Genomic DNA, 26,298 nt, shown 5'->3' with positions numbered 1-26,298 from the left:
TTGCGCACGGGAGCAGGGACCCATAACCACAAATGCCGATTATTGCGCGATGCTCATACGACGAGTCCCCTCCACAACACCCGCTGCGGAGTATGGGTCCTGACCTTCGCCGGGACGACAGCGGCTGTCCTTCAATCCCGCTACTCAAGCGTGCTCCGTCACAAGGCAGCAATCGATCGGCTATGTGGTCAGGCCCGCGTCAGGTTCCCATAAGGACTGGTAATACATGGTTGCACGGCGGCCACGATTGTTGCGGCGCTGCAACGGTGCTTGAACATTTAACCTTAAAAACACCCGGTCCGTAGTCGCGCCGCTTTTTAGCCACACCCCGACATGAAAGGATATTCACGTAGCTGAATCCGACGGTGGGACATTTTTTCGGGTTCCGGCGTTGATGCAGGAAAGAGCGCCGGGAACAGGATCGCGATGGACGTTAAGACGAACATCAAGGGCAGGCTGCCCAGCCGTCACGTGACGGAGGGCCCCGAGCGCGCACCGCACCGGTCCTATCTCTATGCGATGGGGCTGACGACAGCCCAGATTCATCAACCCTTTGTCGGCGTTGCTTCATGTTGGAATGAAGCCGCTCCCTGCAACATTTCGCTGATGCGCCAGGCGCAGGCGGTGAAGAAGGGCGTGGCCTCGGCCGGCGGCACGCCGCGCGAGTTCTGCACCATCACCGTCACCGACGGCATCGCGATGGGCCATGACGGCATGCGCTCGTCGCTGCCGTCGCGTGAATGCATCGCCGATTCGGTCGAGCTGACGGTCCGTGGCCACTCCTATGACGCGCTGGTCGGGCTCGCCGGCTGCGACAAGTCGCTGCCGGGCATGATGATGGCGATGGTCCGCCTCAACGTGCCGTCGATCTTCATCTATGGCGGCTCGATCCTGCCCGGCAACTTCCGCGGGCAGCCGGTGACCGTGCAGGACATGTTCGAGGCGGTCGGCAAGCACTCGGTCGGCGCCATGTCGGACGAGGACCTCGACGAGATCGAGCGGGTGGCGTGCCCGTCGGCCGGCGCCTGCGGCGCCCAATTCACCGCCAACACCATGGCGACCGTCTCCGAGGCGATTGGCCTCGCGCTCCCGTATTCTGCCGGGGCCCCGGCGCCTTACGAGATCCGCGACTCCTTCTGCGCCGCCGCCGGCGAGAAGGTGATGGAGCTGATCGAGAAAAACATCCGGCCCCGCGACATCGTCACCCGCGAAGCCCTTGAAAATGCTGCGGCGGTGGTTGCAGCCTCAGGTGGTTCGACCAATGCTGCGCTGCACCTGCCGGCGATCGCCCATGAGTGCGGCATTAAATTCAATTTGTTCGACGTCGCCGAAATCTTCAAAAAGACTCCTTACGTCGCGGATTTGAAGCCGGGCGGCCGTTATGTTGCCAAAGACATGTTTGAAGTAGGTGGCATTCCGCTGCTGATGAAGACGCTGCTCGACAATGGCCACCTGCACGGGAATTGCCTGACCGTCACTGGCCGAACGATCGCCGAAAACCTCAAAAGCGTGAAATGGAATCCGCACCAGGATGTGGTGCGGCCCGCCGACAATCCGATCACCGTCACAGGTGGCGTTGTCGGGCTGAAGGGTAATCTCGCTCCGGAGGGTGCGATCGTGAAGGTCGCGGGAATGTCCAACCTGAGGTTTACCGGTCCGGCCCGGTGCTTCGACCGCGAGGAAGACGCCTTCGAGGCGGTGCAGAAGCGCACCTACAGGGAAGGCGAGGTTATCGTGATCCGCTACGAGGGGCCGAAGGGCGGTCCCGGCATGCGGGAGATGCTGGCGACCACGGCGGCGCTGACCGGGCAGGGGATGGGCGGCAAGATTGCCCTGATCACCGATGGCCGGTTCTCCGGCGCCACTCGTGGCTTCTGCATCGGACATATTGGACCCGAAGCGGCCGTCGGCGGGCCGATCGGGTTGTTGCAAGACGGCGACATCATCGAGATCGATGCGGTCGCCGGCACCCTTAACGTAAATTTGAGCGACGCCGAACTCGCAAATCGTAAGACCAAATGGGCCCCTCGCGCGACGAACCATACATCTGGTGCGCTGTGGAAGTACGCCGAGCAAGTGGGGCCGGCGGTGGATGGCGCAGTCACCCATCCGGGTGGCGCGTACGAGAAACAGTGTTATGCGGACGTTTAGGCGTACGATATTGGCGTTTGCGTTAGGGGCCATCCCGGTGGCGGGCCCCGGATTCGGTTTCGACGGCGCTCCGGTCAACCCACAAGATACGGTTCTTCCTGTGGTTTCTCCACAGCCGGGGACGGCCGGCGCGCTGAAACGGGCCGCGACTCCGGTGGCGCCTGCGGCGACCTCGCCGACCTCGTCGTTCAACTCGCTGCAGTACCAGGCCGAGGGCGGTCACCCTGTGGCGCAGTGGAAGCTTGGCAAGATGTACGCCGAGGGCGACGGCGTCATCCAGGACGACATGCGCGCCTTCGAGTATTTCAGCCGGATCGCCAATGCGCATGCCGAGGATTCGCCGTCGGCGCCGCAGGCCTCGATCGTGGCCAATGCCTTCGTGGCGCTCGGCCGCTACTATCTGAGCGGCATTCCCAATTCCAAGGTGAAGGCGGACACCGAGCGGGCGCGGGAGATGTTCTCCTATGCCGCGTCCTATTTCGGCAATGCCGACGCCCAGTACGACCTTGCCCGGCTGTACCTGAAGACACCGGACGCCTCGCGGGACGACTTCCGCTATGGCGCGCGCTGGCTCGGGCTTGCCGCCCAGAAGGGCCAGCATCAGGCGCAGGCGCTGCTCGGCCAGATGCTGTTCAACGGCGACCGCCTGCCGCCGCAGCGGGCACGCGGCCTGATGTGGCTGACGCTGGCGCGCGACAGCGCGACGCCGGACGAGGCCTGGATCAAGGAAAGCTACAACCGGGCGATCGCCAAGGCGTCCGAGGACGACCGCGCGATGGCGCTGCAGATGCTCGAGCACTGGGTGCAGGGCCGCCGGGATTGATCTCCCGGCCAAGCCGGCGGGGTCAGGTGGTCTCGAAATCGAGATCGGCCCAGACCGGGACGTGGTCGGACGGCTTCTCCCAGGCGCGGACATAGCTGTCGATGCCGACGTCGATCAGCCGGTCGCTCGCCTGCGGCGACATCAACAGATGGTCGATGCGCAAGCCCCAGTTCTTCTGCCAGGCGCCGGCCTGGTAGTCCCAGAAGGTGTACTGGCCGGGCTCGTCATTGACCGCCCGTAGCGCGTCGGTCAGGCCGAGGCCGAGCAGCGACTGGAAGGCCTCGCGGGTGGCGGGGCGGAACAGGGCGTCATCGGCCCAGGCGGCGGGATTGTAGACGTCACGGGCCGCCGGAATGACGTTGAAATCGCCGGCCAGGATCAACGGCTCCTCGGCCTTCAGCCGCTCCTTCGAATACTCAAGAAGCCGCGACATCCACTTGAGCTTGTACGGATATTTGTCGGTATTCGCGGGGTTGCCATTGGGCAAATAGAGGCACGCGACCCGGATCACGCCCTGTTTCAGCGTGACGACGCCTTCGAGGAAGCGGGCATGGGCGTCCTCGTCGTCGCCGGCGAGGCCCGATTTGGTTTCGTCGAATGGCAGCTTCGAGAGCAGCGCGACGCCGTTGAAGGTCTTCTGGCCGTGCGTGACGACGTTATATCCGAGCGCCTCGACCTCGAGCCGGGGAAACGCATCATCGACGCATTTGATCTCCTGCAGACAGACGATGTCGGGGGAACACTCCTTCAGCCAGCTGACCAGAAGTTCGATCCGTTGCCGGACCGAGTTGACGTTCCACGTAGCGATGCGCATGCAAATGACCGGATTGAAGCCGCACTATTTCACTTAGGTGGCATACCATGGGCGGTCCGCCTGTGCTAACCCTCTCCGGAAACAAGGCGCAACAATTGCCGACGGGGGAGTGACGACGCGCACCGGCCTTCAAGGGACGTCGGCGGCGCACGTGCAAAACTTATGAAAAAACGCAATTTGGTTCTGACTGTCGCTGTTCTCGGCATTGCGGCCGGGGCGGCTTACGTGACCCGCACTTCATGGATGGGTGGCGGCGCCGCCACCGCGCAAGGGACTCCGCGGCCGCGCGTGGTGTCCGTGGATCTCGCCAAGGCGGAACGCAAATCGGTTCCGATCGATGTCGATGCCATCGGGCAGGTCACGCCGATCTCCAGCGTGGCGTTGAAGTCGCGGCTCGAGACCACCATCGTCTCGGTGCATTTCGAGGACGGCGCCAAGGTCAATGAAGGCGATCTCCTGTTCACGCTCGACGCGCGGCAGATCGACGCGCAGATCGAGCAGGCCGAGGGCGTGCTGGCCCGCGACCAGGCCCAGCTCGAGGGCGCGCAGCGCGACCTCCGCCGTTACACCGAGCTGGTCGGCAAGGGCGCGACCACCCAGGTCAACCTCGACAACGCAAAGACCCAGTCCGACGTCCTGATCGGCACCATCAAGGCGGACCGGTTCGCGCTGGAAAACCTCCGCGTCCAGAAGAGCTACACCGTCATCCGCGCACCATTCGCGGGACGGATCAGCGCCGCCAACGTCAAGGTCGGCAACTTCGTCCGCCCCGCCGACACCCAGCCGCTCGCGGTCATCAACCAGATGGCGCCGGTCTATGTCACCTTCGCGATCCCGCAGCGGGCGCTGGTCGATCTGCGCGACGCGATGGGCAAGGGCGATTCAAAGGTGATCGCGACCATTCCCGGCCACCAGCGTTCCGAGCGCGGCAAGGTCGCGATGGTCGAGAACGCCGTCGACGCGACCACCGGCATGGTGACCGTGCGCGGCATCATGAACAACGAGAGCGAGACACTGTGGCCCGGCACCATCGTGCAGACCAAGCTGATCATCCGCAGCGAAGACGCGGTCGTGGTGCCGACGGTCGCGGTGCAGCGCAGCCAGAACGGCAATTTCGTCTTCGTCGTCAAGGACGGCGTCGCCAAGGTCCAACCCGTCAAGGTCGATCGCACCTTCCAGGGCAGCTCGGTGATCTCGGACGGATTGGCGGGCGATGAAAGCGTCGTCGTCGACGGCCAGCTCCTGTTGTCGGAAGGATCGCGGGTCGAGCCGCGGGCGCGCAAGGCCGGAGCCTGACCGATGACGCTCTCCGAGCTCTGCATCCGCCGCCCGGTCATGACGACGCTGATCACGGCGTCGATCATCGCATTCGGCGTGTTCGGCTTCCGCCTGCTGCCGGTCTCGGCGCTGCCCAAGGTGGACTTCCCGACCATCGCGGTGACCGCAACCTTGCCCGGCGCCAGCGCCGACACCATGGCGGCCTCGGTCGCCGGGATCATCGAGCGCCAGCTCTCGACCATTGCCGGCATCTCCTCGATGTCCTCGAACTCCTCGCAGGGCACGAGCGTCATCACCATCCAGTTCGACCTCAACCGCAACATCGACGCCGCCGCGCTCGACGTGCAGACCGCGTTGACGATCGCGCAGCGCCGGCTGCCGATCGAGATGACGATTCCGCCGAGCTTCCGGAAGGTGAACCCGGCGGACTTCCCGGTGCTGTTCGTCTCGCTCGGCTCGGCGACGCTGCCGCTGTCGAGCGTCAATGAATATGGCGACATCACCATCGGGCAAGCGCTATCGCAGCTGCCGGGCGTCGCCCAGGTGCTGATCTACGGCGCGCAGAAATTTGCCATCCGCGTCCAGGCCGATCCGGAGGCCGCGGCTGCCCGCGGCGTCTCGATGGAGGATATCCGCGCCGCGGTGTCGCGCGCCAATTCTTCGACGCCGGTCGGCACCTTGAACGGCCCCAAGCAGGACGTCGCGCTGCAGGCCTCCGGCCAGATGGACAAGGCGGCCGACTACCGCCAGATCTATGTCGCCTGGCGCAACGGCTCGCCGGTCCGGCTCGACGAGATCGCCAAGGTCTATGACAGCGTCGAGAACGACAAGATCGCGACCTGGATGAACGACGAGCGGGCGATCGTGCTCGCGATCCAGAAGCAACCCGACGCCAACACCGTTGCCGTGGTCGACGCCGTGCTGGCCAAGCTGCCGTCGCTGCGCGCCGCCATTCCGCCCTCGGTGACCATGCAGGTCATGATGGACCGCTCGGTCTCGATCCGCCAGGCGGTCAGCGACGTCGAGGAGACCCTGCTGATCGCGATCGGGCTCGTCATCCTCGTGATCTTCCTGTTCCTGCGGTCGGCCTCTGCCACCTTCATTCCGGCGCTCGCGGTGCCGATCTCGCTATTCGGCACCTGCGCGGCGATGTACGCGCTGGACTACTCCATCAACAACATGACGCTGCTGGCGCTGACGCTCTCAGTCGGCTTCGTGGTCGACGACGCCATCGTCATGCTGGAGAACATCGTCCGGCATATCGAGCACGGCATGAAGCCGTTCGAGGCGGCGCTCAAGGGCGCCCGCGAGATCGGCTTCACGATCATCTCGATCACCTTCTCGCTGATCGCCGTGTTCATCCCGGTGCTGCTGATGGGCGGCATCGTCGGCCGCGTGTTCCGCGAATTCGCGGTGACGATCTCGGTTGCGATCATCGTCTCCGGCTTCGTGTCGCTGACCTTGACGCCGATGCTGTGCGCCCGCGTGCTGCGCGCGCATGACGCAACCAAGCGGCCGAACGTCGTGCTGCGGGCGTTCGAGGCGATGTTCGAGGCCTGGCTGCGCGCCTATGAATGGGCGCTCGACTGGGTGCTGGCCAAGAAGGCGCTGATGCTTGTGGTGACGCTCGCGACGCTCGGCGGCACCATCTATCTCTACATGATCGTGCCGAAGGGTTTCTTCCCGCAGGAGGACACCGGCTTCCTGATCGGCGTGACGGAAGCCGCGACCGACACCTCGTTCGAGGCGATGAAGGTGCGCCAGCAGGCGCTGGTCGAGGTGATGCGGACCGATCCGGCGATCGACTACATCAATTCGACCGTCGGCTCCGGCGGTCCCAATCCGACCACCAATTACGGCCGGCTGTTCATCGCGCTGAAGCCGCAGAAGACCCGCGACAACGCCACCGTGGTGATCGGCCGGCTCCGCCAGAAGGCGCGCGAGATCCCGGGCATGCAGGCGTTCTTCCAGAGCATCCAGAACCTCAGCATCGGCGGGCGTATCTCCAAGAGCCAGTATCAGTATGTGATGCAGAGCAGCGATACCGAGGCGCTGTACCGGCTGGCGCCCGAGATGCGCGACAAGATCGAGAAGATCCCGGGGCTGCTCGACGTCACCACCGACCTCTACATCAAGAACCCGCAGATGACGGTCGACATCGACCGCGAGAAGGCGGCGGTCTACGGCGTCACCGTCGATCAGGTCCGCAACCAGCTCTACAACGCCTATGGCGCGCGGCAGGTCGGCACCATCTACATGCCGTCGAACGACTACCAGATCATCCTCGAGGTGCAGCCGCAGTTCCGTGTCGATCCGTCCGACCTCTCGAAGCTCTACATGAAGACCGCGAACAACCAGACCATTCCGCTGGATGCGGTGGCGAGGCTGGTGCCGACGGTCGGGCCGTTGCAGATCAACCACCAGGGCCAGCAGCCGGCGGTAACGATCTCGTTCAACCTCGCGCCGGGCACCTCACTCGGCTACGCGGTCGACAAGATCACCGAACTCGAGCAGACCGCGAATTTGCCGCCGACGATTGTGACCGGCTTCTCCGGCACCGCGCAGGTGTTCCAGGATTCGCTGCGCGGGCAGGGCGTCCTGATCCTCGCCGCGGTGTTCGCAGCCTTCGTGATTCTCGGCATTCTCTATGAGAGCTTCATCCACCCCATCACGATCATCTCCGGCCTGCCGTCGGCCGGTATCGGCGCGATCCTGACGCTGATGATGTTCGGGATGGAGCTGTCTGTCATCGCGATGATCGGCATCGTGATGCTGGTCGGCATCGTCAAGAAGAACGCGATCATGATGGTCGACTTCGCGCTCGAGCGACGCCGCGTCGGCTTGAGCGCCGAGCACGCGATCCGCGAGGCGGCGCTGCTGCGCTTTCGCCCGATCATGATGACGACGTTCGCGGCAATCTTCGGCACGCTGCCGATCGCGCTCGGCGCGGGTGCCGGCGCCGAACTGCGTCAGCCGCTCGGCGTCGCCGTGGTCGGCGGCCTCTGCGTCTCGCAATTGCTGACGCTGTTCATCACGCCCGTCATCTACATCTATCTCGACCGCATCGATCGCAGGCTGCGGCGCAAGCTCGATCCGCAGGCGGAAGCGGGCGGCGACGTCGAGCGGCCGCAGGTGGTCGCGGCGGAATAGCGTAGCGTTCCCCGCGAACCGGATTTCGGATCGCGCTGGGGAAACGCGTCAGAGCGTGGGGCGTCAGATCGAGAAGCTGGTGCCGCAGCCGCAGGAGGCGGTGGCGTTTGGATTGACGACGCGGAACGAGGCGCCGATCAGGTCGTCGACGAAGTCGACCTCGGAGCCCGCGAGGAACGGGACCGAGGCGGGATCGATCAGTACCACCGCGCTGTCGCGCTCGATCACGAGGTCGTCATCGGCCTGGGTGCGCTCGACGTCGAACTTGTACTGGAAACCGGAGCAGCCGCCGCCCTCGACCGAAATGCGCAGCTTGGCGCCTTCGCCTTCCTTGCTGAGGATCTGCCCGATCCGGCGGGCGGCCCGTTCGCTGACGGTGATGGCAGCAGTCATGTCGGTCTCCGAAACCCTTTTTGGGCATGATCTGATCCGGATCAGGCCCGGCGTCATCCCCAATTCATTTGGTCGGCCGCCTCAGTCATAGTTAAGTGCGTCGGACCATGGAATCAAATGGATAAGGACTAAAATACAGTGTCGGTCGGAATGGCTGCCCCCCGCGCGCCTTATGCCTGCGACCCCGATCGCAGTCGCGGCCGGCTGGTCGCGGAGCCGCCGAGCCGGACCCGCAGCCCGTTCCGGCGCGACTGCGACCGGGTGATCCATTCCACCGCGTTCCGCCGCCTCAAGCACAAGACCCAGGTCTTCGTCTTCCACGAAGGCGATCACTACCGCACGCGGCTGACCCATTCGCTGGAGGTCGCGCAGATCGCCCGGGCGCTGGCCCGCCAGCTCGGGGTCGACGAGGACCTGACCGAGACGCTGGCGCTGGCGCATGACCTCGGCCATCCGCCGTTCGGGCATGCCGGCGAGCGAGCGCTCGACGAATGCCTCAGGGATGACGGCGGCTTCGACCACAATGCGCAGGCGCTGCGGGTCGTCACGTCGCTGGAGCATCGCTACCCCGAATTCGGCGGGCTGAACCTGACCTGGGAATCGCTCGAGGGGATCGTCAAGCACAACGGTCCGCTGACCGAGCGCAATGGCGCGCCCGCAGGCCGCTACCTGGAGAGTGGAATCCCGATCGGAATTGCCGACTACAACAAGGGCTACGACCTCGAGCTCTGGAGCTATGCCTCGCTCGAGGCGCAGATCGCGGCCTTCGCCGACGACATCGCCTATGACGCGCACGATATCGATGACGGCCTGCGTGCCGGTCTGTTCGCGGTCGACGATCTCAAGGAGATGCCGTTGACCGCCGACATCATCGCCGAGATCGACCGCCACTATCCTGGGCTCGACGAGGTCCGGCGCGGCGCCGAACTGGTGCGAGAGCTGATCTCACACTTCATCAGCGCGGTCTTCAACGAAGCGAGCCGGCGCCTCGCGGCCGCCCAGCCGCAATCGGCGCACGACGTGCGCCACCACAATGCCGCGCTGATTGCGTTTCCGTCCGAGGTGGCGGAGCAGGAGGCGGCGATCAAGGCGTTCCTGTTCCGGCGGATGTATCGCCACAAGCGGGTGATGCTGGTGATGGGGGAGGCGGAGGAGGTGGTCCGCAATCTGTTCGACCGCTACCAGCAATCGCCTGAAGACCTGCCGGCGGAATGGATCGAGGGGAGCGTGCAGGAGACCGGGAGCGCTCGGAACAGGCGGATCGGCAATTTCATTGCCGGGATGACCGACCGTTTCGCCCTGATCGAGCACCAAAGGCTTTTTGACTCGACCCCGGATTTGCGTTAGCGCCCTGCCATGGCCGACACCACTGCTTCACCACACCTTTTTGCCGACATGCTGACGCGCGTGCACGCGATCTGTGCCGCGGTCGCAGCCGAGGACAATTGGCCCGCCGGCATCGATCTGTCCCGCGTCGTGGTGGAGCCGCCGCGCGACGCCAGCCATGGCGACATGGCGACCAATGCCGCGATGGTGCTCGCCAAGGACGCCAAGGCCAAGCCGCGCGAGCTTGCCGACAGGATCGCCGAGCGCCTGCGCGCCGATGCGCTGGTGGCGTCGGTCGATGTCGCCGGGCCCGGCTTCATCAACCTGACCTTGAAGCCGCAGGTCTGGTCGGACGCGCTACGCGCCGTGCTGGCCGCCGGCTCGGCTTACGGGCGCAGCGACATCGGCAAGGCCGAGAAGGTCAATGTCGAATACGTCTCGGCCAACCCGACCGGGCCGATGCATGTCGGCCATTGCCGCGGCGCCGTCTTCGGCGACGCGCTGTGCAGCCTGCTGCAATTCGCGGGCTTCGACGTCTGCCGCGAATATTACATCAACGACGCCGGCGCCCAGGTCGACGTGCTCGCGCGTTCGGCGTTCCTGCGCTACCGCGAGGCACTCGGCCAGGACATCGGCGCGATCCCGGAAGGGCTCTATCCCGGCGACTACCTCGTGCCGGTCGGCGAGGTGCTCGCCGAAGAATATGGCGAGAAGCTGCTCGACATGAGCGAAGCCGCGTGGCTGCCGATCGTGCGCGACAAGGCGATCGCCATGATGATGGAGATGATCAAGGGCGATCTCGCCGCGCTCAACATCCATCACGATGTGTTCTTCTCCGAGCGCTCGCTGATCACGTCAGGCAACAACAAGGTCGCCGAGACCATCGATTTCCTGCGCGCCAAGGGCGATATTTACGAAGGCCGTTTGCCGCCGCCGAAGGGCAAGCCGGTCGAGGACTACGAGGACCGCGAGCAGTCCCTGTTCCGCGCCACCGCCTATGGCGACGACGTCGATCGTCCGCTGATCAAGTCGGACGGATCCTACACCTACTTCGCATCCGACATCGCCAACCACCGCTACAAGTTCGAGCGTGGCTTCACCAATCTGATCGACGTGTTCGGTGCCGATCACGGCGGCTACATCAAGCGCATGCAGGCCGCCGTGAAGGCAGTGACCGCGGGCAAAGCTGTGCTCGACGTCAAGATCGTGCAGCTCGTGAAGCTGCTGCGCGACGGCGAGCCGGTAAAGATGTCGAAGCGGTCCGGCGAATTCGTCACGCTGCGCGAGGTGGTCGACGAGGTCGGCTCCGACGCTGTCCGATTCATGATGCTGTTCCGCAAGAACGACGCGGTGCTCGATTTCGACCTCGCCAAGGTGATCGAGCAGTCAAAGGACAATGCGGTCTTCTACGTCCAGTACGGCCACGCCCGCGGCCATTCGATCTTCCGCAACGCGCGGGAGGAAGCGGTTCCCGATCTGCCCGAGACTGATGAGGCCCGGCTGGCCTATCTCCGTAATGCTACGGTCGAGCGGCTGACCGACCCGGCCGAGCTCGACCTGCTCAAGCGGCTTGCGCTTTATCCGCGGATGATCGAGGCTGCCGCGGTAGCACATGAGCCGCACCGAATCGCTTTTTATCTCTATGATTTGGCCAGTGAATTTCATGCGCTTTGGACCAAGGGGCGCGATTTGCCCTATTTACGCTTCATTATCAATAATGATGCAGAGATCACGAGGGCGCGACTGGCAATGGTTCAGGGCGTCGTCTCGGTTCTGGCATCGGGCTTAGCTGTTCTAGGCGTCCACGCTCCGACCGAGATGCGGTAGGCAGGGGCATTAGGCCCTCACGAGTGGGGATTTGTGAGGGCATCTGGCAGAGGCCAACTCGTACGGACCGGCTGTGCCGGCGATCTTGGCGCTGTCCCGAAGGGGATGCATCATCACAATGGCTGATCGATATCAGGACCGACATTTTCCCGCCGACACGGCTTCCAAGGCCGACAGCGATCCGCTTGCCGAACTGGCACGGCTGATCGGCCAGACGGATCCGTTCGGCTCCTCCAACAAGCCGCCGCCGCGTCCGCTGCAGTCGCGCGCCAACGCGCGGCCGCAACAATACGAGCCGCAGGCCGCGGACGAGGATGCGCCGCCCGCGGGCCCGCCGCCCTGGATGCAGCGCGCGCGGCAGGAGGCGGTCGCTCCGCCTCCCGTGCAGCACACCGAGGACGAAGAGCCCGAGCAGGACTACCAGCCGAAGCCGGTGCATCCGTTGCACCGCTATGCGGCCCAGCAGGCGCAGCCCGCGCCCGCGCCGGTGGCGCAATATCGGCCGGTCGAGACCCCTCGGCAGCCGGAGGCATTTGACGAGGAGCCGCACTATCAGGGTGGCGGTCAGAGTCAGGATCCGTCCCGTTATGACGACGCGCTCTACGGCCAGCTGGAAGCCGGCGAGCAGGATCTGCAGCGCGATCCCGCCTATCCGGACGATCCCTATGCCTATGAGGAGGCCTACGAGGAAGAACCCGAGCCCCGTCGGCGGCGCAGCGGCCTGATAACGGTCGCCGCGGTGCTGGCGCTTGGCGTGTTCGGTGTCGGTGGCGCGTATGCCTACCGGACCTATGTCGGTTCGCCCCGCAGCGGTGAGCCGCCGATCATCAAGGCTGACAACACGCCGACCAAGGTGGTCCCGGCCCAGGCCGACGCGCCGGCCAAGACGCCGGACCGGATGGCGACGGGCGACGGCACCGAGAAGATCGTGTCGCGTGAAGAGACGCCGGTCGACGTCAATTCAAAGACCGCCGGACCGCGCGTCGTGTTTCCGCCGCTGAACGCCAATGCGAATCCGCCGCCGGCGGCCAGCGTGCAGACGGCGCAGCCGGCGCCGGCGCCGCTCACCGCGAACGGCACGTTGCCGAACAACGAGCCGCGCAAGGTCCGTACCCTCTCGGTCAAGAGCGATACGCCCGATGGAACGCAGGCCACCGCGACCGTGCCGGCAAAACCTCCGGCGGCGGCGAAGCCTCCGGTGTCGCGCGGCAACCCGGCTGCGGCCAATGCTAGCGTCAACTCGCCAATGTCGTTGGTTCCCGGCCAGGCTGAAGCGGCTCCGGCCGCGCCTCCGACCCGGGTCGCGTCGACCTCGGCGGCTCCGGTTGGTGGCGGCGGATATCTGGTCCAGGTGTCCTCGCAGAAGAACGAGGCGGACGCCCAGGCGTCGTACCGGACGCTGCAGGGCAAGTATCGCAACGTGCTCGGTTCGCAGCCCTTGGTGGTAAAGCGCGTCGATCTCGGAGAGAAGGGCGTCTACTACCGCGCCTTTGCCGGCCCGTTCGCGTCCTCAGAAGAGGCGAGCCAAGTGTGCAAGAGCCTGATGTCGGCGGGTGGGCCGCAGTGCCTCATCCAAAGAAATTAAAGGCCGTTTCCTTGACCCGTGAGCTGCATACGGCCTAATCGGCCGAATGACGAACCGCGCATTCATCACGGGCATATCCGGGCTGATCCTCAACGACGCCGAACGCGAATTCATTCGCGCCGAGCGGCCATGGGGCTTCATCCTGTTCAAGCGCAACATCGAGAGTCCTGCCCAAGTGGCGGCTCTTGTTGGGGAACTCCGGTCCGCGGTCGGCGTCGCCGATGCCCCGGTCCTGATCGACCAGGAAGGCGGGCGGGTGCAGCGGCTCGGCCCGCCGCATTGGCCGGCCTATCCGCCGGGCGCGAGCTTTGGGGCGCTCTACGACATTGATCCGAAGCTCGGGCTTGCAGCAGCCCGGCTCAGCTCACGGCTGATTGCGGCGGATCTGATCGATCTCGGAATCACCGTCGATTGCCTGCCCTTGGCCGACGTTCCCGTGGCCGGGGCGGATGCGGTGATCGGCAACCGGGCCTATGGAACCGAGCCGGACAAGGTCGCGGCGATCGCCCGCGCGGTCACGGACGGGCTGGAACAGGGCGGGGTGCTGCCGGTTCTCAAGCATATTCCCGGCCATGGCCGGGCCACGGCGGACAGCCATTTCCGGCTTCCGACGGTTGATACCGCCAGGGACGAGCTGGAACGGACCGATTTTGCTGCGTTCCAGCCGCTTGCCGATCTGCCGATGGCCATGACTGCACATGTTGTGTTTAGCGCGCTCGACCCCGTCCATCCGGCGACGACTTCTGCGACAATCGTCGGACAGGTGATTCGCGGCCTGATCGGGTTCCAGGGTTTGTTGATGAGTGATGACGTGTCGATGAATGCGCTGGCCGGATCGATTGCCGAGCGGACCCGCGCCATCGTCACCGCCGGTTGCGACATGGTTCTGCACTGCAACGGCAATATTGACGAGATGCGCGAGGTCGCACGCGAAACGCCGGAACTGACCGGCAAGGCGCTTGAGCGCGCCAAGGCGACGCTCGCCGCGCGCAAACCGCCTCAGCCGCTCGACCGGCAGGCGGCACGGGCTGAACTGGATGCGTTGTTGGATCGGGTAGGGACGGCATGACCGCTGAAATTCTTTCGTTTGATACCGGGCGGCCGGCCGACCTCGCCGAGGGCGAACCGGCGCTGGTGGTCGACGTCGAGGGCTATGAGGGTCCGCTCGACCTGCTGTTGACGCTGGCGCGGCAGCAGAAGGTCGACCTGTCGAAGATCTCGATTCTCGCGCTCGCCGACCAGTATCTTTCGTTCATCGAGGCGGCGCGCAAGATTCGCCTTGAGCTTGCAGCCGACTATCTGGTGATGGCGGCGTGGCTGGCGTTCCTGAAGTCGCGGCTCCTGCTGCCCGAGCCGCCGAGCGCGGAGGGGCCGAGCGCCGAGGAAATGGCGACCGCGCTCGCCAACCGGCTGCGCCGGCTGGAGGCGATCCGCGAGGCGGCGAACCGGCTGATGAACCGGCCGCAGTTCCAGCGCGATATCTTTCCGCGCGGCAATCCGGAATCGATCGCCGAGATCAAGCATCCGAAGTTCACCGCGACCTTGTACGACCTGCTGTCGGCCTATGCCACGCAGCGCGCGTCGCGCGTGTTGACCTCGGTGCATCTGCAGAAGCGTACGGTGTGGTCGCTCGCCGAAGCGCGCGCGTCGCTGGAGCGGCTGGTCGGCCTCGCCGAGGAATGGAGCTGCCTCGACGAGTACCTGATGAAGTACGTCGCCGATCCCAAGCAGAAGGCGACGGTGTTCGCCTCGAGCTTCGCGGCCGCCCTCGAACTGGTTCGCGAAGGCGAGATGGAGATCAACCAGAAGCAGGCGTTCGCGCCGATCTATTTCCGAAAGCGTCAAGCGCAGGCTGCAATGGCCGCGCCGGACCTGTCGGTTGAGTAAGTGGAAGAAGGAGAGCAAGCCCATGGCAAGCTTGGCGGAAGTGCGCAGAGAAGAGCCCGAGGAGGAGGTTTCTCCTATGGATCCGGTGGCGCGTCCTGAGGAATTGCGGCTCCTGGAAGCCCTGTTGTTTGCGTCGGCCGAGCCGATCGATCAGGCAACGCTGGCAAAGCGGATGCCCGACGGCGTTGATATCAAGGCGGCGCTGGCGCAGTTGCAGGCGGAATACGCGCCGCGCGGCGTCAACCTGGTGCGTGTCGCCAACAAGTGGACGTTCCGCACCGCGGGCGATCTGTCGTGGCTGATGACGCGCGAGAGCACCGAGACCCGGAAGCTGTCGCGCGCCGCGATCGAGGTGCTGGCGATCGTCGCCTATCACCAGCCGGTGACCCGCGCCGAAATCGAAGAGATTCGCGGCGTCGTCACGTCGAAGGGCACGATCGACGTGCTGCTTGAGACCGGCTGGATCCGCCCGCGCGGCCGCCGCAAGACGCCGGGCCGTCCGCTGACCTTCGGAACCACCGACGCGTTCCTGTCGCAGTTCAGCCTGGAAGCGCTCGGCGACCTGCCGGGGCTCGAGGAGCTGAAGGGCACGGGTCTGCTCGACTCGCGTCTGCCGACCGGATTTTCCGTTCCGTCGCCGTCGGATGACGCGACGCTGCGGGAGGACGAGGAGCCGCTCGAGCCGGGTGATACTCTGGAACTGCTGCTGGCGCCGGCCGTCGAGCCGGAAGCCGAGGAACCCAAGACTGAGGCCGAAAAGACTGAGGCCGAAGCGACTGCGGTGGTTGAAACCACCGCTGAGGCCGAGGTCGAGGCGGACGTTGCCTCCGACACGGATGCGGCCGAACCTGACGCTGGCGAGCCTGAAGACCGGGCCGACCACGCGGGTGATGACGCCGACGCCGAGGACAAGGGCGAATAAGCCTGAATATTCCCGGTTAAGCCTAGCAATATTACGTAGCCGCGACAGCGATTTGCCGCGGCCGAGGTCCTTGTTTTTGACACCCCGCGGGCCTACCTTCCAGCAAAGTTCAGGCCGGTCCGCCGGCCATTTCTGGAGGGTTGCAGGATGGGTTCGTTGAGCATTTGGCACTGGATCGTCGTGATCGCAGTGGTCCTGCTGCTGTTCGGACGCGGCAAGATTTCGGATCTGATGGGTGACGTCGCTCAGGGCATCAAGGCCTTCAAGAAGGGCATGCAGGACGACGACAAGGTCGCCGAGAAGACCGAGCCCACCAAGTCGATCGATCACAATGCGGCGACGTCGGCCGCGCGCCAGGACGTCGGCAGCAAGGCCGTCTAACGCGCTTGTACTGACGCATATTTCGACGTTTTTTCTTGCGCGAAACGGTGACGCCGTCGCACAGACGCGCTATGGACGCCGATTGAGAAAAGGCGCCGGCAGCCCCAGATCCTGTTAGGAGCGATGGGGCCGATGGCGGCGCGCTTAGGCGGAAGAATTCATGTTCGATATCGGGTGGAGTGAACTGGTCGTCATCGCGGTCGTCGCGCTGATCGCCATCGGCCCGAAAGAACTGCCGGGCGTGCTGCGCATGGTCGGGCAATGGATGGGGAAGGCCCGCAAGATGGCCTCCGAATTCCAGGGCCAGTTCCAGGAAGCGATGCGCGAGGCCGAGATGGCCGACCTCAAGAAGAGCTTTGACGAGGTCAGGGAGGCCGCAACCGGCATCACCAGCGGCAACATCATGACCTCGCTGCAGAAGGACGTCGGCGACGCCCTGCAGATCGACAAGCCGGTCGATGCGCAGGTCGCGTCCGCAAGTGACGCACCGGTAACGCCCACGACTCCCGCCGAGCCGACGCCGGAAACCTTCGTCGAGGCCGAGACGCATGTTGCCGCCAGCGAGCCGCTCGCGATCACCAATGAGGTGAAGGGTGAGCCGACGCCGCAGGACGTGACGCCGGCACAGCCCGATGTGCGCAAGGACGCGAGGGCGTCATGAGCGCCGAAGACATCGAGGCCAGCAAGGCCCCCTTGATGGATCACCTGATCGAGCTGCGCTCGCGGCTGATCAAGGCACTGCTCGGTTTCGGCGTGGCCTTCATCATCTGCTTCTTCTTCGCCAAGCAGATCTACAATGTGCTTGTCTGGCCGTTCGTCTGGATCGCCGGGCCGGAAAATTCGAAATTCATCTACACCGCGCTGCTGGAATATTTCATCACCCAGCTGAAGCTCGCATTGTTCGGCGCGGGCTTCATCTCGTTTCCGATCGTCGCCACCCAGATCTACAAATTCGTCGCGCCCGGTCTCTACCGGCATGAGCGCAACGCCTTCCTGCCGTATCTGATCGCCACCCCGGTGTTCTTCGTGATGGGCGCGGCGCTGGTTTATTTCGTCGTGCTGCCGATGCTGGTGCGGTTCTCGCTCGGCATGCAGCAGGCCGGCGGCGCGGAGACCGCGCAGATCCAGCTGCTGCCCAAGGTCGGCGAATATCTTTCGCTAATGATGTCGCTGATCTTCGCCTTCGGCATCGCGTTCCAGCTGCCGGTGATCCTGACGCTGCTCGGCCGCATCGGCATCGTCACCTCGAAGATGCTGAAGGAGAAGCGGCGCTACTTCATCGTGATCGCCTTCATCATCGCCGCGGTGCTGACGCCGCCCGACGTGCTGAGCCAGGCCTCGCTGGCGATCCCGCTGCTCGCCCTCTACGAGGGCGCGATCATCGCGGTCCGCATCGTGGAGAAGAAGGCTGCCACCTCGACCGCCTCGTCCGGGGCGCCGTCGGCGACCAATCCCGCCGAATAAGGTGATTTCACCTCACACTCGGCGTCATACCCCGCCAAAGCGGGGTATCCAGTACGCCGCGGCTTCCCGGTGACACACCGACGCCTCCGGAATGCTGGATCACCCGCTTTCGCTGACGATGAGGGTCGTGATAGTGGAACTACATAGCCGTAGTTTGCCAACGCAATAGTTGGTTGCATACGCATAGCCTGCCAGGACTGACCCATGCACGACATCAAAGCGATCCGCGACAACCCGACAGCCTTCGACGCCGGCCTGAAGCGCCGCGGGCTTGGGCCGTTGTCGCCGTCGCTGCTGGCGATCGACGAGAAGCGGCGTGCGGCGATCCTGGCGTCTGAGCAGGCCCAGGCGCGGCGCAATGCGGCCTCGAAGGAGATCGGCGAGGCCAAGAAGGCCAAGGACGAGGCGCGTGCGGCCAAGCTGATGGCCGAAGTCGCCGAGCTGAAGACCACGATGCCGGAGCTCGAGGCGGCGGCGAAATCGTCCGATGACGAGCTGACCAAGGAGCTGTCGTCGATTCCGAACCTGCCGCTCGACGAGGTGCCCGACGGCACCGACGAGCACGGCAATGTCCAGCACCATGTGTACGGGAAGAAGCGCGACTACGGCTTTGCGCCGAAGCTGCATGACGATCTCGGCACCGCGCTCGGCTATATGGATTTCGAAGCGGCGGCGAAACTGTCCGGCGCACGCTTCGTCGTGCTGAAGAAAGGGCTGGCGCGGCTCGAGCGTGCGATCGGGCAGTTCATGCTCGATTTGCACACCGGCGAGCACGGCTACACCGAGATCAATCCGCCGCTGCTGGTGCGCGACGCCGTGATGTTCGGCACCGGCCAGTTGCCGAAATTCGAGGACGATCAGTTCTGGGCGATCAAGGGCGAATTGCTCGCGGCACCGAATGCAGATCTGCGCAGCGAGCGCCTCGGCCTGATCCCGACCGCGGAAGTGTCGCTGACCAACCTCGCGCGCGAATCCATCCTCGACGAGAAGGAGCTGCCGATGCGGCTCACCGCGCTGACGCCGTGCTTCCGCGCCGAGGCCGGCGCAGCGGGGCGCGACACGCGCGGCATGATCCGCCAGCACCAGTTCACAAAGGTCGAGCTGGTATCGATCACGACGCCGGAAGCCAGCAAGGATGAGCTGGAGCGCATGCTGTCCTGCGCCGAGCAGGTTCTGCAGAAGCTCGACCTGCATTATCGTGTGATGACGCTGTGCGCCGGCGACATGGGCTTCTCCGCGCAGAAGACCTACGACATCGAGGTGTGGATGCCGGGGCAGGGCGACGGCGGCGCCTATCGCGAGATTTCGAGCTGCTCGGTGTGCGGCGATTTCCAGGCCCGTCGCATGGACGCGCGCTATCGCGGCCCCGACGGCAAGCCGCGCTTCGTGCATACGCTGAATGGCTCCGGCACGGCGGTCGGGCGGGCCTTGATCGCGGTCATGGAGACCTATCAGCAGCAGGATGGTTCGATCGCGGTGCCCGATGTGCTGCAGCCCTATATGGGTGGGCTCAAGGTCATCGAGCACGGGATGTGAGGCGAGGGCCAGTGTGATGCCGCTCCACCGTGACATCCACTGGCTTGGTCGGCAATGGGCCGTCACGGGCCACGGTCTGCAGCTGATCAATCAGAAGCAGATGGGCTATTACGACATCGAGGCGGCGCGCCTGTGGGATGCGCGCGTGACCGAGGTGCAATCGAAGGCCTGGATCGACAGGCCCGACTTCGACAAGGCGCTGGAGATCGCGCGCGGCAAGTTCGCCCAGTTGGCGCCGGCAGATCTGCCGCCACCACCGGCGCCGATTGCGTCACCGCCACCGCCGGTCCGGGCGACGCCGCCGGCCGCGCCGCGCGCGCCGCTTGACGCGACATCGGTGCCCTCGATCGAGGAGCTGCTGGCCCGGTTGAAATCGAAATCGGCTGCGACGGCGCCGGTCGCAAGACGAGCTGAGGCGCTCGCTCCGGTGCCGCCCAAACCCGAACCGCTCAGGATTGAGCCTCGAAAGGTCGAGCCGGCGAGGTCAGAGCTCCCCCAAGCGGCTTCGGTCGTCCCCGAACCGTCCAAGGCTGAGCCTCGTGCGTTTGAAGCTCCGAAGGCTGAGTCGCTTACGACCGCACCCGCCAAGGCCGATCCCATCACGGCCGATTCCATCAAGTCCGAGCTCCCCACATCGGAGCTTCCAAAGCCTCCCAAGCCCGAGCCTCGCCAAACCGCACCAATTGCTCTTGAGCCCGCCAGGCCGGAAGCGCGGAGGGTTGAACCGCCCAAGGTTGAAGCGCCCAAATCTGAAGCTCCCAAGTCTGAAGCTTCCAAGTCTGAAGCTTCCAAGGCTGAAGCTCCCAAGGCTGAAGCGCCAAAGCCTGAACCTGCCAAGCCCGAGCCTCCAAGGTCAGAAGCTGTCACGTCCCGGGGTCTCGGGGCCGAACTGCGTCAGGCCCCGCGGGTCAAAATGCCAGGGGCGCCGCCGCCAGCGCCCGTTATCGCGGTTGTTCGGCGGCCGGCCAGACCGGCCTGGCCGGTGTTCGAGCGCAAGATTGCCGGCAGCGCGCGATTTGTCCGTCCATGGCGCGTGACGTCGGCGCGATGGCGCGGGCCATCGCCAGGTTTGCCTCCACGGCCCTAGCCGGTTAAGACGGCAAAGTTCAACTCAAGAAGCGGCAGCGTAAAGAACCCGCGTCGAATCGGAACAAGAGGCACTTTGACGGATGCGAATTCTCTGCACCAATGATGACGGCATCCACGCTCCAGGCCTGCAGGTCGTCGAGCAGATCGCACGCGCGTTGTCCGACGACGTCTGGATCGTTGCCCCCGAGCTCGATCAGTCCGGCGTCTCGCATTCGCTGTCGCTCAACGATCCGCTGCGTCTGCGCGAGGTCAGCCCGCGTCATTTCGCGGTGCGCGGCACGCCGACCGATTGCGTCATCATGGGCGCGCGCCACATTCTCGGAGACAAGCTGCCCGATCTCGTGCTGAGCGGCGTCAACAAGGGCCGCAACGTCGCCGAGGACGTGGTCTATTCCGGCACCATCGCCGGTGCGCTCGAAGGCACCATTCTGGGCTTTCCGTCATTCGCGCTGTCGCAGGAATTTTCGATCGAGACGCGCAATGCGCCGCTGTGGGACACTGCGCTGAAATTCGGACCCGACATCATCCGCAAGGTGATCGGCGCCGGCGTCCCCAGGAACACCGTCATCAACGTCAACTTCCCGTCCTGCATGCCCGATGACGTCAAGGGCATCCGGATCACGCGGCAGGGCAAGCGCAATCAGGGTTTCCTGAAGATCGATCGCCGTCACGACGGACGCGGCAATCCGTATTTCTGGATCGGCTTCGAGCGCGCGGCGATGATGGATGCGCCGGCCGAAGGCACCGATCTCGCCGCGCTTGCGGCGCGCTACGTCTCGGTGACGCCGCTGCGGCTCGACCGCACCGATGAAGCATTTTCGGAAACGCTGCTTAATACGCTGAAGTGAGCCCTTGTAGCCCGGATGAAGCGAAATCCGGGTCCGCTCGCAATGGGTGCAAGATTCCCGGATTACGCTTCGCTCCATCCGGGCTACGCACCCAACTTGCCGTTAAACCGGCGCACCCTTCATTGCGCTGGAGATCACCTGGGCCAGCGTTTCCAGCTGGAAGGGCTTTTGCAGCGCCGGACGGTTGCGATACTCCGGAGGCAGGCCGGAGGAGCCATAGCCGGTCGCGAAGATGAAGGGGCGGTTGCGGGCGTTGATCAGCTCGGCGACCGGGGTGATCACCTTGCCATTGACGTTGACGTCGAGGATCGCGAGGTCGAATTCGGTCGATTGGGCAAGCTTGACCGCTTCGCCGATCTCGCCGGCCTCGGCCGCGACGCTATGGCCGAGTTCCTCCAGCATATCGGCGACCATCATCCGGATCATGACCTCGTCCTCTACGAGGAAAACTGAACAGCCCGCCGGCCGTATCGCTGTCATGATGGAATCCTTGCCCTTCCCTGAATCAGGCTCGCAAATAACATTACAGCGCGCAATGCAAACGTTTGGGAATTGGTCCTTTTCCAGCGCGCAGCAGGGTTTGCCGCATCGCCTTGGCTGACCTTGTTGCGCAAGATTTGCCCAACAGCCGACGAGGTATGTTGGCTCTACCAGAGCCCCGGTCTGCACCACCCAGACGTTAACCCGCGCATCGTCGCGATTATATGTGATGCAACCGGGCCGGCGCCAATGCGAAACCGGGCGGATGGTTCCTGGCCGGGAACAAAACGCGACGGGAAATTTTTCCTTAACGCGGTATTTCGGATTTCAATGGCATCAAGAGGGCGGAGATTCCGCGCTGCTGCCCAGAGACGCTGATGAACATGGCCGTGAACCCCGATCCGACCGAGAAGATGATGTTTCAGCTGACCCTGCGGCGGCGCGGGGTGAGCGATCAGATGGTGCTGCGTACGATGGAGGAGGTGCCGCGCGAGGTCTTCGTCGATCCGCGCGATCGCAACGAGGCCTATCGCGACAGCGCGCTTGCGATCGCATGCGGGCAGACCATCAGCCAGCCTTTCGTCGTGGCCTACATGACCGAGCAGCTGCAGCTGCAGAAGGACCATCGCGTGCTCGAGATTGGCACCGGCTCGGGCTACCAGGCGGCCGTGCTGTCCCGGTTGTGCAAGCAGGTTCTGACCATCGAGCGCTACCGGACGCTGGCCGACGGCGCCCGCAAGCGCCTCGAAAAGCTGGGCTATTACAATATCGAGGTGCTGCTCGGCGACGGCTTCGACGTTCCGGCCGGGGCAGGCGATTTCGACCGCATCATCGTCACCGCGGCGATGGAGCAGATCCCGGAGAAGCTGCTCGAGCGGCTCGAACCCGGCGGCATCCTGATCGCCCCGGTCGGGCCGCATCAGGGTACCCAGACCCTCGTCCGCGTGGTGCGGACCGAGAACGGCTTCGACCGCAAGGAATTGGTCGACGTCCGCTTTGTGCCGGCGCTGCCGGGAATCGCGCGCGAATTGTAGATTTGGCGATTTGCTGCTTGGCACCAACGCCTTATTCGCAGGGTTAAGCGGTTATTTACTCGGTACGTGTTTACTCAAAACAGTCTTTTGTTGCGTACGAGTGAGTAACCATGTCTGGGGTTGTCGAGTTGCTTCGCTCGCGTCGCGTGCCGCAGGTTGCGGTGCTGACGCTGATGTCCATGGCTTTTGCCGGTTGCAGCGCCGATATGTCGTCGCGCTTCTCGCAAAACTCCTATTCGCAAAATCCGTTTGCGTTTGATCCGCAGCCGACCGGCACCCTGCAGCAGGCGCCGCCACCGCGCGAGTTGCCGCAATACGCGCGGCCGCGAACGCAACCGCAATATTCGCAATATCAGTCACAGCCGTTGCCGCCGCCGGTCGCAGCAGCGCCGCAGTCCTATCCGGTCGCCAATGCCAATGCCGGTGTCTCCGGAGGAGGGCGCGGGGTTTCGTCCTACACACCGCCGCCCGCGCGTCCGCAGATCGAATCCACCGGCACCGTTCCGCATTCGGTCGCAGCAGCCCATGCCGGGCATAACGGCACCACGATCATCGTCGGCACCAGCGACACACTGGAAGTGCTGGCGCGCCGCTACAACGTCTCGACCGCGGAGATCCTGCGCGCCAACGGTTACAAGGGACCGCGCGCGCTGTCGCCCGGCCAGCAGCTGGTCATTCCGCGCCCGACCGCATCAGCCGCGGCTCCGGCGATGGCCGCGCCGGCCGCACGCCCGGTCGCCGTGGCAGCGGCGCCTGCCGGCGTCCACTATGTCAATCGCGGCGACACGCTGCACAGTATCGCGCGCCAGCACCATATTCCCGTGGCCGAGCTCGCCCGCGCCAACAATCTCGACCAGTCGGCCCGGCTGAGCCTCGGCATGAAGCTCGTGGTGCCCGGCGCCAAGACGGCGATGGCGGCACCTGCGCCCGTTGCGCAACCCGTTGCTGCCGCGCCGGTTGCTGCGGTGGCTCCGGCACCGGCGGTCGCAGCCCCGAAGGTCGTTGCAACCGCGCTGCCGCAGCAGAGCGCGCGGCTGGTCCAGCCGACCGCGACCGTCGAACAGCCGGCGGCTGCCGCTGAAGCGCCCGTCGTCACCAAGTCGAGCGAGGCCACCGGCGCGTTGCCGACCTTCCGCTGGCCGGTGCGCGGCAAGGTCATCACCGCCTACGGCTCGAAGACCAACGGCAAGGTCAATGACGGCATCAACGTCGCGGTGCCCGAGGGCACGCCGGTGAAAGCTGCCGAAGACGGCGTCGTCGCCTATTCGGGCAATGAGCTGAAGGGCTACGGCAATCTCGTGCTGGTTCGCCATTCCAACGGCTACGTCACCGCCTACGCCCATGCGAGCGAAATCCTGGTGAAGCGCGGCGATACCATCAAGCGCGGGCAGGTGATTGCCAAGTCGGGCCAGTCCGGCGAGGCGGGCTCGCCGCAGCTCCATTTCGAGATCCGCAAGGGATCGTCGCCGGTCGATCCGCTCCAGTTCCTCAACGGCGCGTAAGCTACGCGTCGGGACTTCAAGGGACTTCCAAGTCTCACAACAAAGACAGCGGGGGAGGCGCAAGCCTCCCCCGTTTTGTTTTGTCGATTGCCGCGGTGATTACTTGCCGCTCAGCCGCGTAGCCCGGATGGAGCAAAGCGAAATCCGGGAGCTCACCCGCGGAGTGCACCGATCCCGGATTGCGCTGCGCTCCATCCGGGCTACACAGGCGATGACGGGAGGAGCTAGGCCTCCCATCGCCTGTTACTGGCCGCTCAGCCGCACGCCGAGCCGGCCTGCGAGCTCCTGCGTGTACTGCCAGGCGACGCGGCCCGAGCGCGAGCCGCGGGTGGTCGACCATTCGAGCGCCTCGCGCTCGAGTTCGTCGTCGGCGATCTTGATGCCGTAATGGTCGCAATAGCCCTTCACCATCGCGAGGTATTCGTCCTGGCTGCAGCGATGGAAGCCGAGCCAGAGGCCGAAGCGGTCCGACAGCGAGACTTTCTCCTCGACCGCTTCGCCGGGATTGATCGCGGTCGAGCGTTCGTTCTCGATCATCTCGCGCGCCAAAAGATGCCGGCGGTTCGAGGTCGCATAGAGGATGACGTTGTCGGGGCGCCCCTCGATGCCGCCTTCCAGCACGGCCTTCAGCGACTTGTACGAGGCATCGTTGCCGTCGAAGGAGAGGTCGTCGCAGAACACGATGAAGCGGAAGGAGGAGCTGCGCAGCAGCTCCATCAGGCCGGGCAGGCTCTCGATGTCCTCGCGGTGGATCTCGATCAGCTTCAGCCGGTCGGCCGGCTTGCGGTCGAGATTGATGCTGGCGTGGGTGGCCTTGACCAGCGACGACTTGCCCATGCCGCGGGCGCCCCAGAGCAGCGCATTGTTGGCGGGCAGGCCGTCGGCGAAGCGCTCGGTATTCTCCATCAGGATATCGCGCATCCGGTCGACGCCCTTGAGCAGGCCGATCTCGACGCGGCTGACGCGCGGCACCGGGGCCAGGCGCCCGTCCGGATGCCAGACAAAGGCGTCCGCGGCGCCGAAGGTCTCGGCCGGATCGAGGGCCGGGGAGGCGTCAGCGAGGCGGCTCGCGATGACCTCCAGGGCGTTCGCGATCCGCTCGGCCGCTGCGCCGTCGAGCGCCGTTACCGGGCGTTTTGTCGCGGCGTTTTCAGCACGCTTGGCGGCAGCCTTGGGGGTGGTTTTGCGGGTTGTTTTACTGGTCGTTTTCTTGGCTTTTTTCGGCATTTGTCCAGTTCCTGACGGCGCAGCCTTATCGGGCTGGCGGCGGTCCCGCAAGCGCCCTAAATGAAGGTCCGTTAACGTTGCAATTGGGACCGCGGCCGCTATAGTCCGCGCGAATTTGTCCGGACCGCCATACCGCCCCGAATCCGAGGGCGCTGCCGGTTCTTTCCCGTCTTATCCGAGGATCGTCCGAATGCTGATTACTCCTGCGTTTGCCCAGGCTGGAGCGACTGGTGACACCAACAGCATGTTGATGTCGCTGCTGCCATTCGCGCTGATCTTCGTCATCATGTACTTCCTGATTCTGCGCCCGCAGCAGAAGAAGGTGCGCGACCATGCGGACCTCGTGAAGAACATCCGCCGCGGCGACACCGTGGTGACCTCGGGCGGCCTCGTCGGCAAGGTGACCAAGGTGGTCGACGACGACCAGATCGAGTTCGAGATTTCGGACGGCGTGCGCGTGCGCCAGATGCGCCAGATGATCTCGGGTGTGCGTACCAAGGGTGAGCCGGCGAAGGGCGACGCCAAGGACGAGGCGTCCGCGAGCTGATCGCCGCGGAGCCTCTTGCCGAATCTGACAGGTC

At 64.8% G+C, this 26,298-nt stretch carries 22 protein-coding genes and 1 pseudogene; 19 read left to right on the top strand and 4 right to left on the bottom strand.

The window, feature by feature from the left end:
* Positions 1-426 precede the first annotated feature (426 nt).
* Both ilvD and AC1VNY_RS17985 read left to right on the top strand, forming a co-directional pair.
* Complete coding sequence (gene ilvD, locus AC1VNY_RS17990) at positions 427-2,151, top strand: dihydroxy-acid dehydratase (RefSeq protein WP_482406165.1); 1,725 nt, start codon at positions 427-429, stop codon at positions 2,149-2,151.
* Entirely contained in the window at positions 2,138-2,974 is an 837-nt protein-coding gene (locus AC1VNY_RS17985) for a tetratricopeptide repeat protein (protein ID WP_482406164.1), read from the top strand. The genes ilvD and AC1VNY_RS17985 overlap by 14 nt, the downstream gene beginning before the upstream one ends.
* 22 nt (positions 2,975-2,996) lie before the next feature.
* Here the strand turns inward: AC1VNY_RS17985 and xth are convergent, their stop codons facing one another.
* A complete protein-coding gene (gene xth, locus AC1VNY_RS17980) occupies positions 2,997-3,788 on the bottom strand; it encodes an exodeoxyribonuclease III (RefSeq protein ID WP_411779958.1) in 792 nt (263 codons plus the stop codon).
* 162 nt (positions 3,789-3,950) lie between these two features.
* Between xth and AC1VNY_RS17975 the strand changes: the two genes are divergently transcribed.
* Positions 3,951-5,084 carry an efflux RND transporter periplasmic adaptor subunit gene (locus tag AC1VNY_RS17975; protein ID WP_482406163.1) on the top strand — a complete coding sequence of 378 codons (1,134 nt, stop codon included), beginning with the start codon at positions 3,951-3,953 and terminating at the stop codon, positions 5,082-5,084.
* 3 nt (positions 5,085-5,087) lie between these two features.
* On the top strand, positions 5,088-8,216 hold the full coding sequence (locus AC1VNY_RS17970; RefSeq protein ID WP_482406162.1) for an efflux RND transporter permease subunit: 3,129 nt from the start codon (positions 5,088-5,090) through the stop codon (positions 8,214-8,216).
* 63 nt (positions 8,217-8,279) lie between these two features.
* Here AC1VNY_RS17970 and erpA read toward each other — a convergent pair whose 3' ends face one another.
* Positions 8,280-8,609 (bottom strand): iron-sulfur cluster insertion protein ErpA, encoded by a 330-nt coding sequence (erpA, locus tag AC1VNY_RS17965; RefSeq protein ID WP_016846874.1) that lies wholly within the window; start codon positions 8,607-8,609, stop codon positions 8,280-8,282.
* A gap of 138 nt (positions 8,610-8,747) precedes the next feature.
* Here erpA and AC1VNY_RS17960 point away from each other — a divergent pair, with 138 nt between their 5' ends.
* The 12 genes and pseudogenes from AC1VNY_RS17960 to surE all read left to right on the top strand — a co-directional run bounded on the left by AC1VNY_RS17960 (position 8,748) and on the right by surE (position 21,474).
* The gene (locus AC1VNY_RS17960; RefSeq protein ID WP_482406161.1) at positions 8,748-9,956 is read left to right on the top strand and encodes a deoxyguanosinetriphosphate triphosphohydrolase; all 1,209 of its coding nucleotides are present in this window, start codon (positions 8,748-8,750) and stop codon (positions 9,954-9,956) included.
* A gap of 9 nt (positions 9,957-9,965) precedes the next feature.
* Positions 9,966-11,762: an arginine--tRNA ligase gene (gene argS, locus AC1VNY_RS17955; protein WP_482406160.1), complete on the top strand. Its 1,797-nt coding sequence runs from the start codon at positions 9,966-9,968 to the stop codon at positions 11,760-11,762.
* 118 nt (positions 11,763-11,880) lie between these two features.
* Complete coding sequence (locus AC1VNY_RS17950) at positions 11,881-13,347, top strand: SPOR domain-containing protein (protein ID WP_482406159.1); 1,467 nt, start codon at positions 11,881-11,883, stop codon at positions 13,345-13,347.
* 46 nt (positions 13,348-13,393) lie between these two features.
* The gene (gene nagZ, locus AC1VNY_RS17945; RefSeq protein ID WP_482406158.1) at positions 13,394-14,416 is read left to right on the top strand and encodes a beta-N-acetylhexosaminidase; all 1,023 of its coding nucleotides are present in this window, start codon (positions 13,394-13,396) and stop codon (positions 14,414-14,416) included.
* The gene (locus tag AC1VNY_RS17940) at positions 14,413-15,234 is read left to right on the top strand and encodes a segregation and condensation protein A (protein WP_482406157.1); all 822 of its coding nucleotides are present in this window, start codon (positions 14,413-14,415) and stop codon (positions 15,232-15,234) included. Before nagZ ends, AC1VNY_RS17940 begins: the two co-directional genes overlap by 4 nt.
* Before the next feature lie 22 nt (positions 15,235-15,256).
* Positions 15,257-16,150 (top strand): annotated as a pseudogene (gene scpB / locus AC1VNY_RS17935) (SMC-Scp complex subunit ScpB); the annotation flags it as partial.
* Between the two features lie 153 nt (positions 16,151-16,303).
* Positions 16,304-16,537: a twin-arginine translocase TatA/TatE family subunit gene (locus AC1VNY_RS17930; RefSeq protein WP_016846882.1), complete on the top strand. Its 234-nt coding sequence runs from the start codon at positions 16,304-16,306 to the stop codon at positions 16,535-16,537.
* A 160-nt stretch (positions 16,538-16,697) separates the two neighbouring features.
* Positions 16,698-17,198: a Sec-independent protein translocase protein TatB gene (tatB, locus tag AC1VNY_RS17925; protein WP_482406156.1), complete on the top strand. Its 501-nt coding sequence runs from the start codon at positions 16,698-16,700 to the stop codon at positions 17,196-17,198.
* Complete coding sequence (gene tatC / locus AC1VNY_RS17920; RefSeq protein WP_028342074.1) at positions 17,195-18,001, top strand: twin-arginine translocase subunit TatC; 807 nt, start codon at positions 17,195-17,197, stop codon at positions 17,999-18,001. The genes tatB and tatC overlap by 4 nt, the downstream gene beginning before the upstream one ends.
* 204 nt (positions 18,002-18,205) lie before the next feature.
* Entirely contained in the window at positions 18,206-19,537 is a 1,332-nt protein-coding gene (gene serS / locus AC1VNY_RS17915) for a serine--tRNA ligase (protein ID WP_482406155.1), read from the top strand.
* Positions 19,538-19,553: 16 nt separating this feature from the next.
* Positions 19,554-20,624, top strand: coding sequence for a hypothetical protein (locus tag AC1VNY_RS17910; RefSeq protein WP_482406154.1), 1,071 nt, complete (start codon positions 19,554-19,556; stop codon positions 20,622-20,624).
* An 82-nt stretch (positions 20,625-20,706) separates the two neighbouring features.
* Positions 20,707-21,474 carry a 5'/3'-nucleotidase SurE gene (gene surE, locus AC1VNY_RS17905; protein ID WP_482406153.1) on the top strand — a complete coding sequence of 256 codons (768 nt, stop codon included), beginning with the start codon at positions 20,707-20,709 and terminating at the stop codon, positions 21,472-21,474.
* Positions 21,475-21,576: 102 nt separating this feature from the next.
* Here the strand turns inward: surE and AC1VNY_RS17900 are convergent, their stop codons facing one another.
* The gene (locus AC1VNY_RS17900; protein WP_482406152.1) at positions 21,577-21,954 is read right to left on the bottom strand and encodes a response regulator; all 378 of its coding nucleotides are present in this window, start codon (positions 21,952-21,954) and stop codon (positions 21,577-21,579) included.
* A gap of 377 nt (positions 21,955-22,331) precedes the next feature.
* On the opposite strand from AC1VNY_RS17900, the gene AC1VNY_RS17895 reads away from it, so the two are divergent.
* Together AC1VNY_RS17895 and AC1VNY_RS17890 are read left to right on the top strand one after the other, a co-directional pair.
* Positions 22,332-22,988, top strand: coding sequence for a protein-L-isoaspartate(D-aspartate) O-methyltransferase (locus AC1VNY_RS17895; protein WP_482406151.1), 657 nt, complete (start codon positions 22,332-22,334; stop codon positions 22,986-22,988).
* Positions 22,989-23,098: 110 nt separating this feature from the next.
* The gene (locus tag AC1VNY_RS17890; RefSeq protein WP_482406150.1) at positions 23,099-24,490 is read left to right on the top strand and encodes a peptidoglycan DD-metalloendopeptidase family protein; all 1,392 of its coding nucleotides are present in this window, start codon (positions 23,099-23,101) and stop codon (positions 24,488-24,490) included.
* 243 nt (positions 24,491-24,733) lie between these two features.
* Here the strand turns inward: AC1VNY_RS17890 and AC1VNY_RS17885 are convergent, their stop codons facing one another.
* A complete protein-coding gene (locus tag AC1VNY_RS17885) occupies positions 24,734-25,717 on the bottom strand; it encodes an ATP-binding protein (protein WP_482406149.1) in 984 nt (327 codons plus the stop codon).
* A gap of 190 nt (positions 25,718-25,907) precedes the next feature.
* Between AC1VNY_RS17885 and yajC the strand changes: the two genes are divergently transcribed.
* Positions 25,908-26,264, top strand: coding sequence for a preprotein translocase subunit YajC (gene yajC / locus AC1VNY_RS17880; RefSeq protein ID WP_026192737.1), 357 nt, complete (start codon positions 25,908-25,910; stop codon positions 26,262-26,264).
* Positions 26,265-26,298 lie beyond the last annotated feature (34 nt).

This window comes from Bradyrhizobium ferriligni, assembly GCF_056837965.1.
The sequence above is the reverse complement of the archived record's forward strand: the minus strand, read 5'-3'. Positions and strand labels throughout refer to the sequence as shown.